Source organism: Drancourtella massiliensis, assembly GCF_016900655.1.
Classification (GTDB): Bacteria; Bacillota; Clostridia; order Lachnospirales; family Lachnospiraceae; genus Sellimonas; species Sellimonas catena.
Genome location: NZ_JACJKH010000001.1, coordinates 147,365 through 162,441 on the forward strand (window position 1 = coordinate 147,365; position 15,077 = coordinate 162,441).

A 15,077-nucleotide genomic window follows, 5' to 3' on the forward strand; every position below is an offset into this window, starting at 1 on the left:
AAGTGAAAAAGTGGATAGCAATGCTGATGGCGTCGGTCCTGTTCTGCATTTCAGGGAGTATGGCCGTCATGGCAGAAGAAGAGACAGGAGGAGAAAGTGCGGGAAGTGTGACCGTCACGGCTCCTTCTGTTTTTTTGATGGAGGCGTCAACGGGAAAAGTATTGTATGAAAAAGACGCGGATACCAGAAGACCGCCGGCCAGTGTGACCAAAGTCATGACGATTCTTTTGATTTACGACGCCCTTTCGGCAGGGAAAATTCACAAAGAAGATGTGGTGACCACCTCGGAGTATGCCGCTTCCATGGGAGGCAGCCAGGTGTTTCTGGAAGCCGGAGAAGAACAGACGGTGGATACCTTGCTGAAATGTATCGTTGTATCCAGTGCCAATGATGCCTGTGTCGCCATGGCAGAATACATTTCCGGCACAGAGGAGGCGTTTGTGCAGCAGATGAATGAACGGGCCAAAGGTCTCGGGATGGAGAATACAGTGTTTAAAAACTGCAACGGCCTGGATACGGACGGTCATGTGACGACAGCCAGAGATATTGCACTGATGTCACGGGAACTGATTACAAAATATCCGGATGTGTACGAGTATACGAAAATCTGGATGGATACCATCGTACATAAAACGAAAAAGGGCGAGGAAGAGTTTGGCCTTTCCAATACGAATAAGCTCATCCGACAGTACTCCTATGCCACCGGGCTGAAGACAGGATCCACAGGAGAGGCAAAATTCTGTTTGAGTGCCACCGCACAGAAAGACGGAATTGATCTGATTGCCGTTATTATGGCGGCGCCGGACGTAAAGACACGGTTTGCAGATGCTCAGACACTGCTGAATTATGGATTCTCCATCTGCCGGAAGTACGAGGATCCGGACTGGGAGTCCGTGCAAAAAACGGTAAAAGTGGAACGTGGAGAAGAGGATCAGGTAAAGGTCGTGCAGAAGAGCGGTTTCTCTTATCTCGACGTCAGCGGAGCGGATTTAAGAGGAGTAGAAAAGAAAGTGGTGCCAAAGGTCTCTTTAAAAGCTCCGGTGAAGAAAGGACAGAAGGCTGGAACGGTACAGTATCTGCTGAACGGGGAGAAGATCGGAGAAGTGGAGCTGGCTGCGGCGGACGATGTGCCGGCCATGTCGCTAAAACACGCAATCGAAGATGTTTTGGACAGCTTTTCGTTGTAAAAGGAAGAGAAAAATTATATAATGTCTAGGAAAAGGAGCCAAAAGCATGTTAAAAGAAAAAAAGTATTTTTTATTTGATATTGACGGAACGCTGGCTGTCGGAGAGACATTATATGACGGAACCAAAGAGTTGCTGGAATGGATTGAAAGAAAAGGCGGCCGGAGTTTCTATATCACAAACAATTCTACAAAGAGCAGGAAAGACTATGTTGACAAATTTGCAAGATGGGGCATCGAAGCTTCGGAGGAGCAGTTTATGACTGCTTCCTACGCGGCATGCCTTTATATGAAAGAACACTATGCGGGGAAGAAGGTGTTTGTACTTGGGACACCTTCTTTCGTGGAAGAACTGAAAGGATTCGGAGTGCAGGTGACGGAAGAGGCAGAGCAGGATGTGACCTGTGTTCTTGCCGGGTTTGACGATACACTTCGGTATGAAAAACTGGAAAAAGCGTGTAAACTGCTGTTCCGGGAGGAAGTGGATTTCCTCGGAACCAATCCGGATCTGCGGTGCCCTGCACCTTTCGGATTCATTCCGGACTGTGGTGCTATCTGCGGGATGATCCGTGATACCGTCGGTCGTGAGCCGCACTTTATCGGTAAACCAAACCGGGTAATTGCGGATCTGTGTGCAAAGCAGTGCCGGGGATCTTCGGAAGAGTTCCTTGTTGTAGGGGACCGGCTTTACACCGATATCGCCTGCGGCATCAATGCCGGAATGGAGACGGCGGTTGTCTACACCGGAGAAGCCGATGAGGAGGAAGTGCGGACAAGCATCTGGAAGCCGGACTATTGTTTTGACACGATCCGTGACCTGTACGAGGCAGTTAAAGAAGCGGCAGAAACGGGGGAAAAGGCAGAATGATAACCGTTATCGTGTGTCTTTTCTTTCTTGCGCTTCTGGTGCTTTTGAGAATTTTTTATGAAAACCATACCTTTGTAGTAACACGCTATGATGTGGATTCCGGGACCAATGGCACAGGAGATGACTGGAAGATTGTTTTTTTAAGTGACCTTCACAATCAGGAATACGGAGAAGGCAATGAAAAACTGCTCCGCACAGTACGTGACGAGAAGCCGGATCTGATCCTTGTTGGAGGGGACATGCTGATCCGAAGTACCGGTGAAAAATCGGAGAAGGCGGCACGCTTTATGGAACAGCTTCCGTCCATCGCTCCGGTTTACTGTGCCAATGGAAACCATGAGCAGAAGATGAAAGAGTGCGAGGAAGAATATGGAAAGGCCTATCAGAATTATAAAAAAAGGCTGGTCGACGCCGGAATTCATATGCTCGAAAATGAAGCCTGCACCCTGAAGCTTGGAGGACAGAATGTACAGATCGGAGGACTGGAAATTCCGGTTTCCTTTTTTGCCAAGCAGGTTCCATGGAAACACTATGATTCTTTTTGTGATGAGAGTCCGGAACAGTTGATGCCGGAACAGTTTGACATGCGTCCGGTCAAAGACGGAGGTCCGTATAAGATTCTGCTGGCACATCAGGCGTTGTATGCTGAGACCTATGCGGACTGGGGAATGGATCTTGTCCTGTGCGGACACCTTCACGGCGGAGTCGTACGCCTTCCCGGGATCGGCGGAATCATTTCACCGCAGCTGACATTATTTCCGAAATATTCGGGAGAACATTCCAGACTCGGCGAGAGTGATATCATTGTCAGCAAAGGACTGGGAGGACACAGCATCCCGATCCGCTTGTTTGACCGGGCGGAAGTGGTTGTAATCTGCGGACGGCAGGAAAAATAGCAGTGTGTGGGAAACTGCGGGAAGGGAGCGGAATCTCTTGAGAAAAGAAGCAGGATCATGTATAATAAAACGGTTAGACGAAGCGTAGAGAAAGAAGGAACCAAATGGGCATACCGGTAAAGCTTCCGGTGTTTGAGGGGCCGCTGGACCTGCTCCTGCACCTGATTGATAAAAATAAAATAGATATTTATGATATCCCGATTGTAGAGATTACCAACCAGTACATGGAATATATCCGGCAGATGGAACGGGAGGATCTGAATGTCATGAGCGAGTTTCTCGTGATGGCGGCGACTCTTCTGGATATCAAATGCAGAATGCTTCTTCCAAAAGAAGTCAACGAAGAAGGAGAGGAAGAAGATCCAAGACAGGAGCTGGTAGAACAGCTTTTGCAGTATAAGATGTACAAGTATATGTCATATGAACTGCGGGACCGGGAAGTATTAGGCGAAAGGCGGATGTACCGGGAAGCGGATCTTCCGAAAGAGGTGGCCGAGTACACACCACCGGTAAATCTGGACGAGCTGATCGGGGATCTGACCCTGACCCGGTTAAACGAGATTTTTCAGGAAGTCATGCGCCGTCAGAACGATAAGATTGACCCGGTCAGAAGCCGGTTTGGCAAGATTGAAAAAGAAGAAGTAACACTCCCGGAGAAGATGGAATACATTTCAGAATATACAAGGACACACCGGTCATTTAAGTTCCGTGATCTGCTGATGAAACAGTCATCGAAAGTACAGGTTATCGTGACCTTTCTTGCAGTACTGGAGATGATGAAAGCCGGGAAGATCACTGCAAGTCAGGAAGAAACATTCGGGGACATTTTGATTCTGTCCACAGATGAGGAGGAAGAGGACAATGGAGATACGGAAACTGGAAGGAATCATTGAGGCCATCCTCTTTACCATGGGAGGAGCAGTGGAATTCTCACGCATTGCAAAAGCGGTAGAAGAGCCGGAAGAGCGGATTAAAGAGGCGGTTTCATCCATGCAGAAACGATACGAAGAAGAAGACAGAGGAATCAGCATTATTGAACTGGAAGATTCCTGCCAGATGTGCACAAAACCCGAGGCTTATGAGTATTTGATCCGCATTGCAAAACAGCCGAAAAAGCAGGTGCTCAGCGATGTTCTTCTGGAGACACTTTCCATCATTGCATATAAACAGCCGGTTACCAAAATTGAAATTGAAAAGATCCGCGGCGTCAAGTCCGATCACGCAGTCAACAAATTGGTAGAATATAACCTCGTCTGTGAAGTTGGAAGACTGGACGCGCCGGGAAGGCCGCTTCTTTTCGGAACGACAGAAGAATTTTTAAGAAGATTCAGCGTACAGAAACTGGAGGATCTGCCGGGCATCGATCCGGATCAGATGGAACAGTTTAAAGAAGAGGCAGAGGATGAAGCGGAGATCAAGCTGCATGTATGATAATTGCAAACGGGCAATTTGATTGAAACTGTACAGAGCAAACAGAGATCAGGCAAATTTAAAGAAGACAGCAAAAGATAGAAAAAAAGAAAGAGGACAAGATTATGGCAATGAAGATACAGGCCAGACTTCCGGAGCCGGAAGAGCTGAAACAAAAATATCCTATGTCTGCGGACATGAAAAAAATCAAAGAAGAACGGGATGGAGAGATTCAGAATGTATTCACCGGGTATTCCGATAAATTTCTCGTTATCATCGGACCATGCTCCGCAGATAACGAAGATGCAGTCTGCGAATATGTAGAACGGCTCGCCCGACTCAACGAAGAAGTCAAAGACAAACTGATTCTGATCCCGAGGATCTATACGAACAAACCAAGAACAACAGGAGAAGGATACAAAGGCATGCTGCATCAGCCGGAACCGGACAAAGAGCCAAACCTTCTGGAAGGGTTGATCGCTATCCGGAAACTTCATCTGCATTCCATCGAAGTCAGTGGACTCACCGGAGCCGACGAAATGCTTTATCCGGAAAACAGAAGCTACCTCGATGACATTCTCTCCTATGAGGCTGTAGGAGCAAGATCTGTTGAAAATCAGCAGCACCGATTGACGGCAAGCGGCATGGATATCCCGGTAGGAATGAAAAATCCGACCAGCGGCGATCTTTCTGTCATGCTCAACTCTATCAAAGCAGCACAAGGCGCCCACCAGTTTATCTACCGGACACTCGATGTCACCACCAGCGGCAATCCACTCGCACACGCCATTCTCCGCGGCGGCGTAGACAAATACGGAACCTGCATACCAAACTACCACTATGAAGACCTTTACCGGCTCAGCGCAATGTACAAAACATCCAGACTCAAAAACCCGGCAGTCATCGTAGACGCAAACCACTCTAACTCAAACAAACAATACAAAGAACAGATCCGTATTGTCAGCGAAGTCCTGCATAGCAGAAATTATAACACCGATCTCAAAAAACTCATCAAAGGAGTCATGATCGAAAGCTATCTCATCGAAGGCCGCCAGGAAATCACCGACAACCGCACCTACGGACAGTCCATTACCGATCCATGCATCGGATGGGACGATACCGAAAAACTCGTCAAAAAAATCGCAGAAGAATGTTAAAATTTTTATTTTTCAACGTTTCAACGGGGACGTGTTCCGATGCACCGGAACACGTCCCCGTTGAAAAAATTATGAACAAAATGAGTAGCAAACCTTACATGAATATTACGGTAAAAGAACATTTTTGGAATAAAGGTGTCTGAATTTTCATAGAGTTGTCTTAGAAAGTTTGATCTGGGAGTGGTCTGTTGAAAATGAGGAGTTGTAGACGGTTGAAGTGGAAGGCCGGAGTAATTTTTATGATAGGTGTACTTTGTATTAGTGTTGGTTTTCCGGTGTTGCAGGTACAGGCGGAAGAAGAAGCTCAGGTGGATAATTTGCAATTATATGCACAGTCAGCTGTTCTCATGGATGGTGAAAGTGGACGGATACTGTTTGAAAAAGACGGTGGGGAAGAGCGTCCAATGGCAAGTACAACGAAGATTATGACCTGTATTCTTGCATTGGAAACAGCAAATCTTAACGATATTGTAACAGTTTCGAAAGAAGCAGCAAGACAGCCGGAAGTGCATCTTGGGATGAAGGAAGGCGATCAATTTTATATGGAAGATCTCCTGTACTCAATTATGCTGGAGTCTCACAATGACAGTGCGTGGGCAGTGGCGGAGCATATTTCAGGAACTGTGGATGAGTTTACAAGTCTGATGGATCAGAAAGCAAAAAAACTGGGGTGCAACCACACGAATTTTGTGACACCAAACGGGCTGGATGGAAAAGACGAAGACGGAATTCATCATACAACGGCGAAAGATTTGGCGAGAATTATGAGGTATTGCATTATGGAATCGCCACAAAAGGAAGCGTTTTTGCGGATCACACAGACAAAGACAAAAACATTTCAGGATACCACAGGGAAGAAACAATTCACATGCAGCAATCATAATGCATTTCTGGATATGATGGAAGGCGCACTGACCGGGAAAACCGGATTTACCGGAGAAGCAGGATACTGTTATGCGGGAGCGGTAAGACAGGGAGACAAAACACTGATCGTAACACTTCTTGCCTGCGGATGGCCGAATAACAAAAATTATAAATGGGATGATATGAAGAAACTGGTGCAGTACGGGCTCGATCAGTACGAATATCGTCAATACTGGGAGGAAGCACTACAAAATGATGAAATACGGATTCTGGAGGCAGGAAAAGAAAAAGAAGTGAAGGATTCAGTACCACAAGATGGAAACCTATACGAAGAGGGAACGGTGAATGCATTTTTGAATATTTCTACAACAGATAAGGAAAAACGGATCCTGATGAAGAAGACAGAAACGATTGATATCCAGATTCAGGAGAAAGACACGATCCAGGCTCCGGTAGAAAAAAAGCAAAAACTAGGAGAAGTAACCCTTCTGTTAAACGGGGAAGTTCTGGATCAAAAAAATATCATCAGCGGAGAACAAATTTCTAGAAAAGACCTACTATGGACCTACCGACAGATCTGGAAAACCTATGCACTGTAAACACACATAAGCAGTCGTCGAAATATACATAAAAAGAATAAGAAACAGTGGCGCACTTCTATAAAAAAGAGTATAATATTTTTGGGGACGTGTTCCGGCGTATCGGAACCTGTCCCCAATGAAAAAAATCTGAAATCATATCTTTTAGTTTCTTTTTTCTAAATTGTATCTTATTTATTTTCAATTTTTAATTTGAAATTTACAGAACGGAGTGATGAATTGCCAAGAAATGGTAGAAGAAAATCTTCTTCGGATTTTTATCATGTAATCATCCGGGGAATCAATCGAGAACGCATTTTTGAAACAAATCGACATAAAGAAAAGTTGACAAAGTATTTAAAAGAGAAGGAAGTAGAGACGGTGGAAATCTATGCGTACTGTATTATGTCGAATCATTTACACCTTCTCCTGCACGGACCACTGAAAGAGATTTCTGAGTACATGAAAGCTGTGCAGACGGCTTATGCATTGTATTACAACCGAAAGATGGAAAGAAATGGACATGTATTTCAAAACAGATTTAAAAGTTTCCCAATTGAAAGTGAAGAATATCTCTGGCAGTGTTTCTATTATATCCACTTAAATCCAGTCAAAGCAAAGATTACAGGAAAAATGAACCGATATCAATACAGCAGCGCCCAAGAATACATTTATGAAAAAAAGGGGCTTATTCGCGAAAACGCTCGTCAGTTTATTAAAAGTGGACAGATGACTTATTCAGCAGAAAGAGTGATTCCTCAACTTGAAGAAGTTTATATAGAAGATTTGCCGGAAGATACCAAAGAACAGAAAGAAAGGATATTTCGGAAATGGATAGAAATCTATTTGGAAGAACATCCAGATTTACAGTTCTGGGATTTGCAAAAATTACCTGAGAATCGAAAAGATTTTGCAGAAACGATGCTGGATCCCAGAGTTATGTCGAGAAAAGAATTGCTTAGAAGACTCGATAAATTCAGACAATAGCATCGAGAGGTGTTTTTTAACACATTGGGGACGTGCTCCGATGCGTCGGAACACGTCCCCCGATTTCAAATTAGATCTCTCTTGTATATGTTTTGAGCCATTCTTTTTCTTCGTCTGTTAAGTGTGGAGAAATTTTTTCATATACTTGTTTGTGGTAGTTATTGAGCCATTCTCTTTCTGTTTTGGACAGGTATTCCGGATCGATTCCATCGAGGTCGATTGGTGCGAAAGTAATGGTTTCAAAGTACATGAACTGTCCGTATTTGTTTTTGGTTCCTTTTCTGACGATGAATTCGTTTTCGGTACGGATTCCGAATTTGCCGTCTTCGTAGATTCCCGGTTCGTCAGTGATAACCATGCCTTCTTCGAGCTGGTGGTGTTCGTTCTTGCTCGGTACGACATACCAGCGGAAGCCTGTCGGTGGTTCGTGAATATTTGCAAGGTATCCTACGCCATGGCCGGTGCCGCACTGAAAATCAAGATCCAGTTCCCAGATTGGTCCTCTTGCAAGGACGTCAAGATTGTATCCGTAACATCCGTAGAGGAATTTTGCTCTCGCAAGATTCATCATGGCACGTACAACAGCGGTATAGTATTTTTTCATTTCATCGCTGACAGAACCGAGTACAAAAGTACGGGTGATGTCTGTAGATCCTTCATAGTAACCGCCGCCTGTATCATTGAGGAAAAATCCGCCTTCCTTGAGTTGTACATCACTTTCTTCAGATGGTGAATAATGCATCATGGCTGCGTGGTCGCCGAATGCGCAAAGAGGTTCGAAACTGTCACGGATGTAGCCTTCCTGTTCAGCGCGCAGGGATGTAAGTTTTGCAGCGGAACTTAATTCTGTGATAACCTCTTTATCGTAGCGTGTTTTGATCCAGTGCATGAATTTTGTGATTGCCACACCGTCCTTGATATGAGCTTCTTTGATATTTTCAAGTTCAACCGGGTTTTTCATGGCTTTCATGAGGATAGTCGGGTTTGCGCATTCTACAATTTTGCAAGGAATGTTTTTGTAAAGTGCATAATTCATTTTCATTGGATCGATCATAGCGACTTCATCTGCAGAAAGTGTTTTGATATCTTCGTAAATGTTATTGTATGGATGAATATTTACATTGTTCTTTGCAAATTCTGCATGGATCTGTTCGTTTAATTTACTGTCGTCCACATAGAGTTCTACACTGTCCATTTTTACAATGGCGTAGGAGAGCAGAAGCGGGAAGAAATCGATATCATCCCCACGGACATTTAACAGCCAGCAGATATCATCGAGCGATGCAATCACATGTGCGGTAGCACCCTGTTCGGACATTGCTTTTCTCACGCGCTCCAGTTTGGAAGAGGTACTTTCTCCGGAATATTTTTCTTCAAGGAAAAATGCCGGTTTGTCTGAAAGAGGCGGGCGATCTTCCCAGATCGAGTCGATCAGATCTTCCATATAATCGATACGAATTCCTTTGGAAGCAAGTGCTTCTTCATACTCCTGACCTTCTCCCATGGAAAGTACACGTCCGTCAAATGCGACAGTGCCTCCCTCCGGAACATAGGAAGCAAGCCATTCTGTAACAGAAGGTGTATCGCCTACAAACATCTTCATCAGGCGGATACCGCTTCCTTTCATTTCGTTTTCAGCCTGGAAGAAATATCTTCCGTCTGTCCAGAGTCCGGCATCGTCCTTTCCGATGACAGCAGTACCGTAGGAACCACTGAATCCTGTAATAAATTTTCTTGCTTTGAAGTGCTCGCCTACATATTCGCTTTGGTGAAAATCAGCAGTCGGAACAACATATGCGTCAATTCCTTTTTCTGCCATCAGTGCACGAAGTCTGGCGATTCTGTCTGCTACAACAGTCATGAGAAAAACCTCCTTTTTATCTGAAATAATTTTAGCTATAAATATTTTATCACTATTGGTGCTTAAGTTCAAATCTTATATGGAAGAAATTGTAAAAAATGTACAAAAAACATAGAAAATGATATAACAAAACCGGCATGACAAAAGTCATGCCGGTCTGTGGAAAACAGATTGTTTTCTAAGGAATCACACACAATCAATATGTGGAAATCCTTTGGTTTTCAATTATTTTTCATCAGCCAGTTTATCCAGCTTGCCGCTGAATGCGTACAGCAGAACACCACAGATGATAACAACTGCAGCAATGATGCTGTAGTACAGGTTGAAGTTACCAGCTCTTGAACCAGCATCGAGAGCACCGTACAGGTTCGGGTAAATCAGTGTAGCGATAAATACAGCGATTGGCCAGAATCCTAACAGGAATCCCATCAGTTTTGCCGGTGCGAACATGGAAATAAAGGAGTTTCCAAGTGGTGAGAAAATCATTTCACCAACGGACATTAATAATGCGATCAAGATTACCCAGAACCATGAGCACTGTCCGTCGCCACGAATTACGTTAGCTACAACCATAGCTACGTAGGAAAGACCTACTAAGAAGATACCGATAGCTGTCTTCTTGAACATGGACATATCGCCCTGCGGTCTTGCTGCCATTTTAGCCCATACAACAGCGAATACAGGTCCCAGAACGATACATGTCAAAGCGTTCAGAGAGTCAAAGTAGGATGTCTGCGGAATCTGCCATCCGAACAGGCTCCAGTCAGCCCAGTTCAGGAATTCGGAGCTGTCGCCGAATCCGAAGTAGTAGTATACTACGTTGTAGGACATATACCATGCAATCCAGAAAATAGCAGAGAAAAGTGTAACGATTACGATAGCAACAATACGTTTTTTGTCGCCGGATGTAAGCGGTTTGGTTTCTTCTGCGGATTTCTTCTCTTTGTCAACGAAAGATCTCTGGTCTTTCTTGAATGGCTGTTTACCCTTGTCACCAAGAGATTTACCATTAGCAAGGAACCAAACTGCATCGATGAGCAGAAGAGCACCAGCGATAAGCAGCAGGAACTGATATCCCTGAGAATCTGCAAGCAGTACTACGAATGTCGTTCCAATGAAAGAACCGATATTAACGAAAGAGTACTGTACAGAGAATGCTGAGTTCAGTTCATCCTGATCATCAAACATCAAACTGTTGACACCGGATAAGTTACCTTTGAATAAACCTGTACCAACAGATACAAAGATAATCATTACCCATACAAGTGTCATGTTGCTTGCCTGCCATCCGATAAGGTAGCCGACACCCATAAGAATCATACCAAGAACTACGCAAAGTCTCGGGCTTACCCAGTAGTCAGCGAGGTAACCGCCGATCATAGGAGTAATGTAAGTAAATGCTACGAAATAAGCGGAAACCTGACCTGCTTCTACAGAAGAAAGTCCCATACCACCCATTGAACTTGTTGTTTCCGTAGCCAGCCAAATAGCAAGAAGCCATTTAACTGTGTAGAATGCACATCTTTCAAATGTGAATCCCAGAGCACAAGCGTAGAAACCAAAAGGATAACCTTTCTTGGATTTAGTAGCTGTGTTTCCCATAGTCAAAACCCTCCAATTTAATTTTTGATTTCTCATACGTAAATCATCCAAGTCATTTTCTTCCCTATATCAATTAAGAAAGAAAACTTACTCAACATACCAAAGTGTGATGAGCTGTCTAATTGAAACAGACACTTTCTGATGCAGCAGATCATGCCGGACTCAGTCAGACAAAAGCGGCCTTTCGGCCAGGTGTCTTTTACAGATTATGAAATCCATTTCCATAATATACCGGCTGGAAAAGACTATGTAAAGGAATATAGTTCGCAAAAGAACAACATCTAAGACAGAATGAACAACTGCCGGAAGCAGAAGTCAGGGAATGGTCTGCCTTGTAGTCTCTGCCCTCATGAAAAGAAGACAATCTGGCAAAAACGGAAGAGGAATTCTCCCTTTTCTTGTTCCGGATGGTGAGCTTTCCTGATTTTATCTGCGGAGACAGACAAAAATATGTCAAAGACTGGATATTCCGCAAAAATAAAATCCGGTCATTTCAGGCATCTGGAACAATATCCGCTATCTGACAGAGAACGGTACTGCACTAGCCGCACACTGAAAGATGCTCCCTTTCGGGAAAGTAAGACAGAAGCGGGAAAGTGCCCCGGCCGGCACCGGAAAAACGCATCTTTTCTGACTTGGAAGAAAACATGACGCTTCCGGGTTTTCCTGAATCTGTATTACTGCTTATGCCATAAAAAAGACAAAAGATGTCATTTCCCTTGGTATTCCTTTATAACATTATGACATCCCTGTAATGGCTATTTTAGCACAGTTTCCGTGTCGACACAATGAATTTTTTGTAACACAGTCCAAAATTATTAAATTTTCATAAAAAAAAGACAGATAAAGAAAGAAACTAAAAATTATATTGGGCCAAGTGTAGAAAAAGCTTGAAATATGCTGAAAAAAACATTAATACGTTAATATGATAACACGATATACGAGTGAAAAAATATGTCAAAAATTTCACATAAACTCTTGAAAAAGGATATTAGAAAAAGTATAATATAATTGGCTAAAATTTGGTTTAACTTTTAGGAATATATCACAAATGGAGGGCTAGGTTTATGAGTAATGAAGCAGCAAAAACGCCGGCAGTTTTCAGGATTTCAGAATTACTGGATGCCGGTAGCTTTGTTGAGATCGGTGGCGCTGTCACAGCCAGGAACACGGATTTCAACATGCAGGAAAGCAAGGTTCCGGGAGATGGCGTGATCACCGGATATGGAGTCATTGACGGCAGTCTGGTCTATGTGTACAGCCAGGATGCATCGGTACTCGGCGGAGCAGTCGGAGAGATGCACGCAAAGAAGATTACAGGCCTTTATGACATGGCGATGAAAATGGGGGCACCGGTGATCGGCCTGATTGACTGTGCAGGACTCAGGCTTCAGGAAGGAACAGACGCATTGCAGGCGTTTGGCAGTATTTATGCGAAACAGGCACTCGCTTCAGGAGTGATCCCGCAGATTACTGCTGTATTTGGTACATGCGGCGGTGGAGCTGCAATCCTTTCCGGACTTTCCGATTTCACATTCATGGAAGAAAAAGGAAAGCTTTTTGTTAATTCCCCGAATGCGATCCCGGGCAATCACATTGAAAAATGCGACACGTCCGGTGCGGCGTTTCAGACAGAGGAGGCCGGTAATGTAGATTTCCTTGGAACAGAAAGTGAAATCCTGTCCGGTATCCGGGAGTTGATCTGTATGCTTCCTGCAAACAATGAGGACAACGATTCTTATGAAGAATGCACCGACGACCTGAACCGGTTATGCGCGGGAATTGAAAATGGAGCCGATGACGCTGCCCTCGTGTTATCGATGATCGCTGATGATCAGAAATTTATAGAAGTAAAGGCAGGGTACGCAAAAGAAATGGTGACCGGTTTTGTCCGGATGAACGGACTGACGGTCGGAGCTGTTGCGAACCGTTCCAAAGTATACGATGAAGAAGGCAAAGTACAGCAGGAGTTTGACGGCTCTCTTTCTGCAAAAGGATGCCGGAAAGCAGCTGATTTTGTGACATTCTGCGATGCATTTGAGATTCCGGTTCTGACACTGACAGATGTCAATGGATTCAAGGCATCAAAATGCAGTGAGAAAACACTTGCAAGAGAAGCGGCAAAACTGGTCTACGCATTTGCGAATGCAACGGTGCCGAAGGTGAATGTTATGACAGGTAAAGCGATTGGAAGCGGTTACCTTGTAATGAACAGCAAGGCACTTGGAGCTGACATGGTTTATGCATGGCCGGATGCCGAAATCGGAGCAATGGAAGCAGGTCTTGCGGCAAAGATCATGTATCCTGACGTGTCTGCGGATGAGAGAAAGGAAAAAGAAGATCAGTACCGCAGTATGCAGGAAAGCGCGGCATCTGCGGCGGCAAGAGGATATGTGGATACAGTGATCCGTCCGGAAGATACAAGAAAGTATGTGATCGGAGCTCTGGAGATGCTGTTCACAAAAAGAGAGGACCGTCCGTCCAAAAAGCACGGAACGGTATAGAGAGGTGAGACGAGTTGAAGAAAAGAATTAGTTTATTTGCAGTCATCCTTGCCCTCGTATTTACTCTTTCCGGATGCAGCAGCAGTTCTGATGCAAATTATGATGAAGATACAATGATCGAGCAGGCGGATGCGCTGATCTCAAGTTTCAGCCAGATGTCTACGGAAGAACTGGATGCATTTAAGGATGTAAGTGAACTGCAGTTGAATCTGACACTGCTTCAGTCAGGATTTAATGTGCAGGCGTCCAATTTTACCACGATGATTGATGCGTGGGAAGCTGGAATTGAAGAGTGTGGTGATTATATCAGCCACGGAGATTTCACTGTGGAGCAGAGCTCGGACAGCATCATGCTGACAACAGATGCCGAGTACGAAGACAGAGATGCTGAGATTACGATTGAGTTTAACGAAAAATCGGAGATGGAGAGTTTTACGGCGGCAGCCAAATATTCAACCGGAGAAATTCTTCAGAAGGCCGGCCTGAATACAGTCCTTGGAATGGGAACTGTGTTTGTCGTACTGATTTTCATTTCCTTTATCATTTCCCTGTTCGGCCTGATCGGGAAAACACAGCAGAAAAAGACAGAGCCGAAACAGACAGAAGCAGCACCTGCTGCTGTTGAAGAAGAGACTGTCCAGGAAGAGGATCTGACGGATGATCTGGAGCTGGTTGCAGTCATCAGTGCGGCAATCGCGGCAAGTGAGGGGACTTCTACAGACGGATTTGTAGTACGTTCCATTAAAAAAAGAAGAAAGAACAGTCAGTGGAAATAGGAGGAAGCAATCATGAAAAGTTATACAATTACAGTAAATGGAAACGTATATGACGTTACAGTAGAAGAGAAGAATGAAGCAGGAGCGGCATCTGCGCCGGCAGCGGCACCAAAGGCAGCACCGAAAGCACCAAAGGCACCGGCTCCGAAAAAAACGCAGGGTGCAGGCAGCATCCGTGTGGAAGCAGGGGCGGCCGGAAAAGTATTCAAAATCGAAGCTTCTGTAGGTCAGAAAGTAAAAAGAGGAGAGCCGGTTGTCATCATTGAGGCGATGAAGATGGAGATCCCTGTTGTTGCTCCGGAAGACGGAACAGTGGCAAGTATCGAACTTGCAGTAGGAGATGCATGTGAAGCGGGAACCTTGCTTGCAACATTAAATTAATGACAACTG

The 15,077-nt window shown here is 44.6% G+C and carries 13 protein-coding genes; 11 read left to right on the forward strand and 2 right to left on the reverse strand.

Annotation, left to right across the window (positions count from 1 at the left end):
* Positions 1 to 2: 2 nt before the first annotated feature.
* From H6A32_RS00730 to H6A32_RS00765, 8 genes are all read left to right on the forward strand, one after another.
* Positions 3 to 1,187 carry a D-alanyl-D-alanine carboxypeptidase family protein gene (locus H6A32_RS00730; protein ID WP_430749561.1) on the forward strand — a complete coding sequence of 395 codons (1,185 nt, stop codon included), beginning with the start codon at positions 3 to 5 and terminating at the stop codon, positions 1,185 to 1,187.
* Positions 1,188 to 1,233: 46 nt separating this feature from the next.
* The gene (locus H6A32_RS00735) at positions 1,234 to 2,052 is read left to right on the forward strand and encodes an HAD-IIA family hydrolase (protein WP_191436544.1); all 819 of its coding nucleotides are present in this window, start codon (positions 1,234 to 1,236) and stop codon (positions 2,050 to 2,052) included.
* Positions 2,049 to 2,948 (forward strand): metallophosphoesterase, encoded by a 900-nt coding sequence (locus H6A32_RS00740; protein WP_204863518.1) that lies wholly within the window; start codon positions 2,049 to 2,051, stop codon positions 2,946 to 2,948. The genes H6A32_RS00735 and H6A32_RS00740 overlap by 4 nt, the downstream gene beginning before the upstream one ends.
* Before the next feature lie 104 nt (positions 2,949 to 3,052).
* Entirely contained in the window at positions 3,053 to 3,841 is a 789-nt protein-coding gene (locus H6A32_RS00745) for a segregation and condensation protein A (RefSeq protein ID WP_204863519.1), read from the forward strand.
* Positions 3,810 to 4,379 carry an SMC-Scp complex subunit ScpB gene (gene scpB / locus H6A32_RS00750; RefSeq protein ID WP_118635678.1) on the forward strand — a complete coding sequence of 190 codons (570 nt, stop codon included), beginning with the start codon at positions 3,810 to 3,812 and terminating at the stop codon, positions 4,377 to 4,379. The genes H6A32_RS00745 and scpB overlap by 32 nt, the downstream gene beginning before the upstream one ends.
* A 104-nt stretch (positions 4,380 to 4,483) precedes the next feature.
* Positions 4,484 to 5,515 (forward strand): 3-deoxy-7-phosphoheptulonate synthase, encoded by a 1,032-nt coding sequence (locus H6A32_RS00755; protein ID WP_087167294.1) that lies wholly within the window; start codon positions 4,484 to 4,486, stop codon positions 5,513 to 5,515.
* A 239-nt stretch (positions 5,516 to 5,754) separates the two neighbouring features.
* On the forward strand, positions 5,755 to 6,978 hold the full coding sequence (locus H6A32_RS00760) for a D-alanyl-D-alanine carboxypeptidase family protein (RefSeq protein WP_204863520.1): 1,224 nt from the start codon (positions 5,755 to 5,757) through the stop codon (positions 6,976 to 6,978).
* 192 nt (positions 6,979 to 7,170) lie between these two features.
* Positions 7,171 to 7,944, forward strand: coding sequence for a transposase (locus H6A32_RS00765; RefSeq protein ID WP_204863521.1), 774 nt, complete (start codon positions 7,171 to 7,173; stop codon positions 7,942 to 7,944).
* A 70-nt stretch (positions 7,945 to 8,014) separates the two neighbouring features.
* Here H6A32_RS00765 and H6A32_RS00770 read toward each other — a convergent pair whose 3' ends face one another.
* Positions 8,015 to 9,805 carry an aminopeptidase P family protein gene (locus tag H6A32_RS00770; protein WP_087167291.1) on the reverse strand — a complete coding sequence of 597 codons (1,791 nt, stop codon included), beginning with the start codon at positions 9,803 to 9,805 and terminating at the stop codon, positions 8,015 to 8,017.
* 225 nt (positions 9,806 to 10,030) lie between these two features.
* On the reverse strand, positions 10,031 to 11,407 hold the full coding sequence (locus tag H6A32_RS00775; protein ID WP_087254882.1) for a peptide MFS transporter: 1,377 nt from the start codon (positions 11,405 to 11,407) through the stop codon (positions 10,031 to 10,033).
* A gap of 1,067 nt (positions 11,408 to 12,474) precedes the next feature.
* Here H6A32_RS00775 and H6A32_RS00780 point away from each other — a divergent pair.
* The 3 genes from H6A32_RS00780 to H6A32_RS00790 are packed head-to-tail and all read left to right on the forward strand — an operon-like array spanning position 12,475 to position 15,068.
* Positions 12,475 to 13,911, forward strand: a complete 1,437-nt coding sequence (locus tag H6A32_RS00780) for an acyl-CoA carboxylase subunit beta (RefSeq protein ID WP_087167289.1) — start codon at positions 12,475 to 12,477, stop codon at positions 13,909 to 13,911.
* Between the two features lie 14 nt (positions 13,912 to 13,925).
* Positions 13,926 to 14,687 (forward strand): OadG family transporter subunit, encoded by a 762-nt coding sequence (locus H6A32_RS00785; RefSeq protein ID WP_087254875.1) that lies wholly within the window; start codon positions 13,926 to 13,928, stop codon positions 14,685 to 14,687.
* Between the two features lie 12 nt (positions 14,688 to 14,699).
* Positions 14,700 to 15,068 carry a biotin/lipoyl-containing protein gene (locus H6A32_RS00790; RefSeq protein WP_087167287.1) on the forward strand — a complete coding sequence of 123 codons (369 nt, stop codon included), beginning with the start codon at positions 14,700 to 14,702 and terminating at the stop codon, positions 15,066 to 15,068.
* Positions 15,069 to 15,077 lie beyond the last annotated feature (9 nt).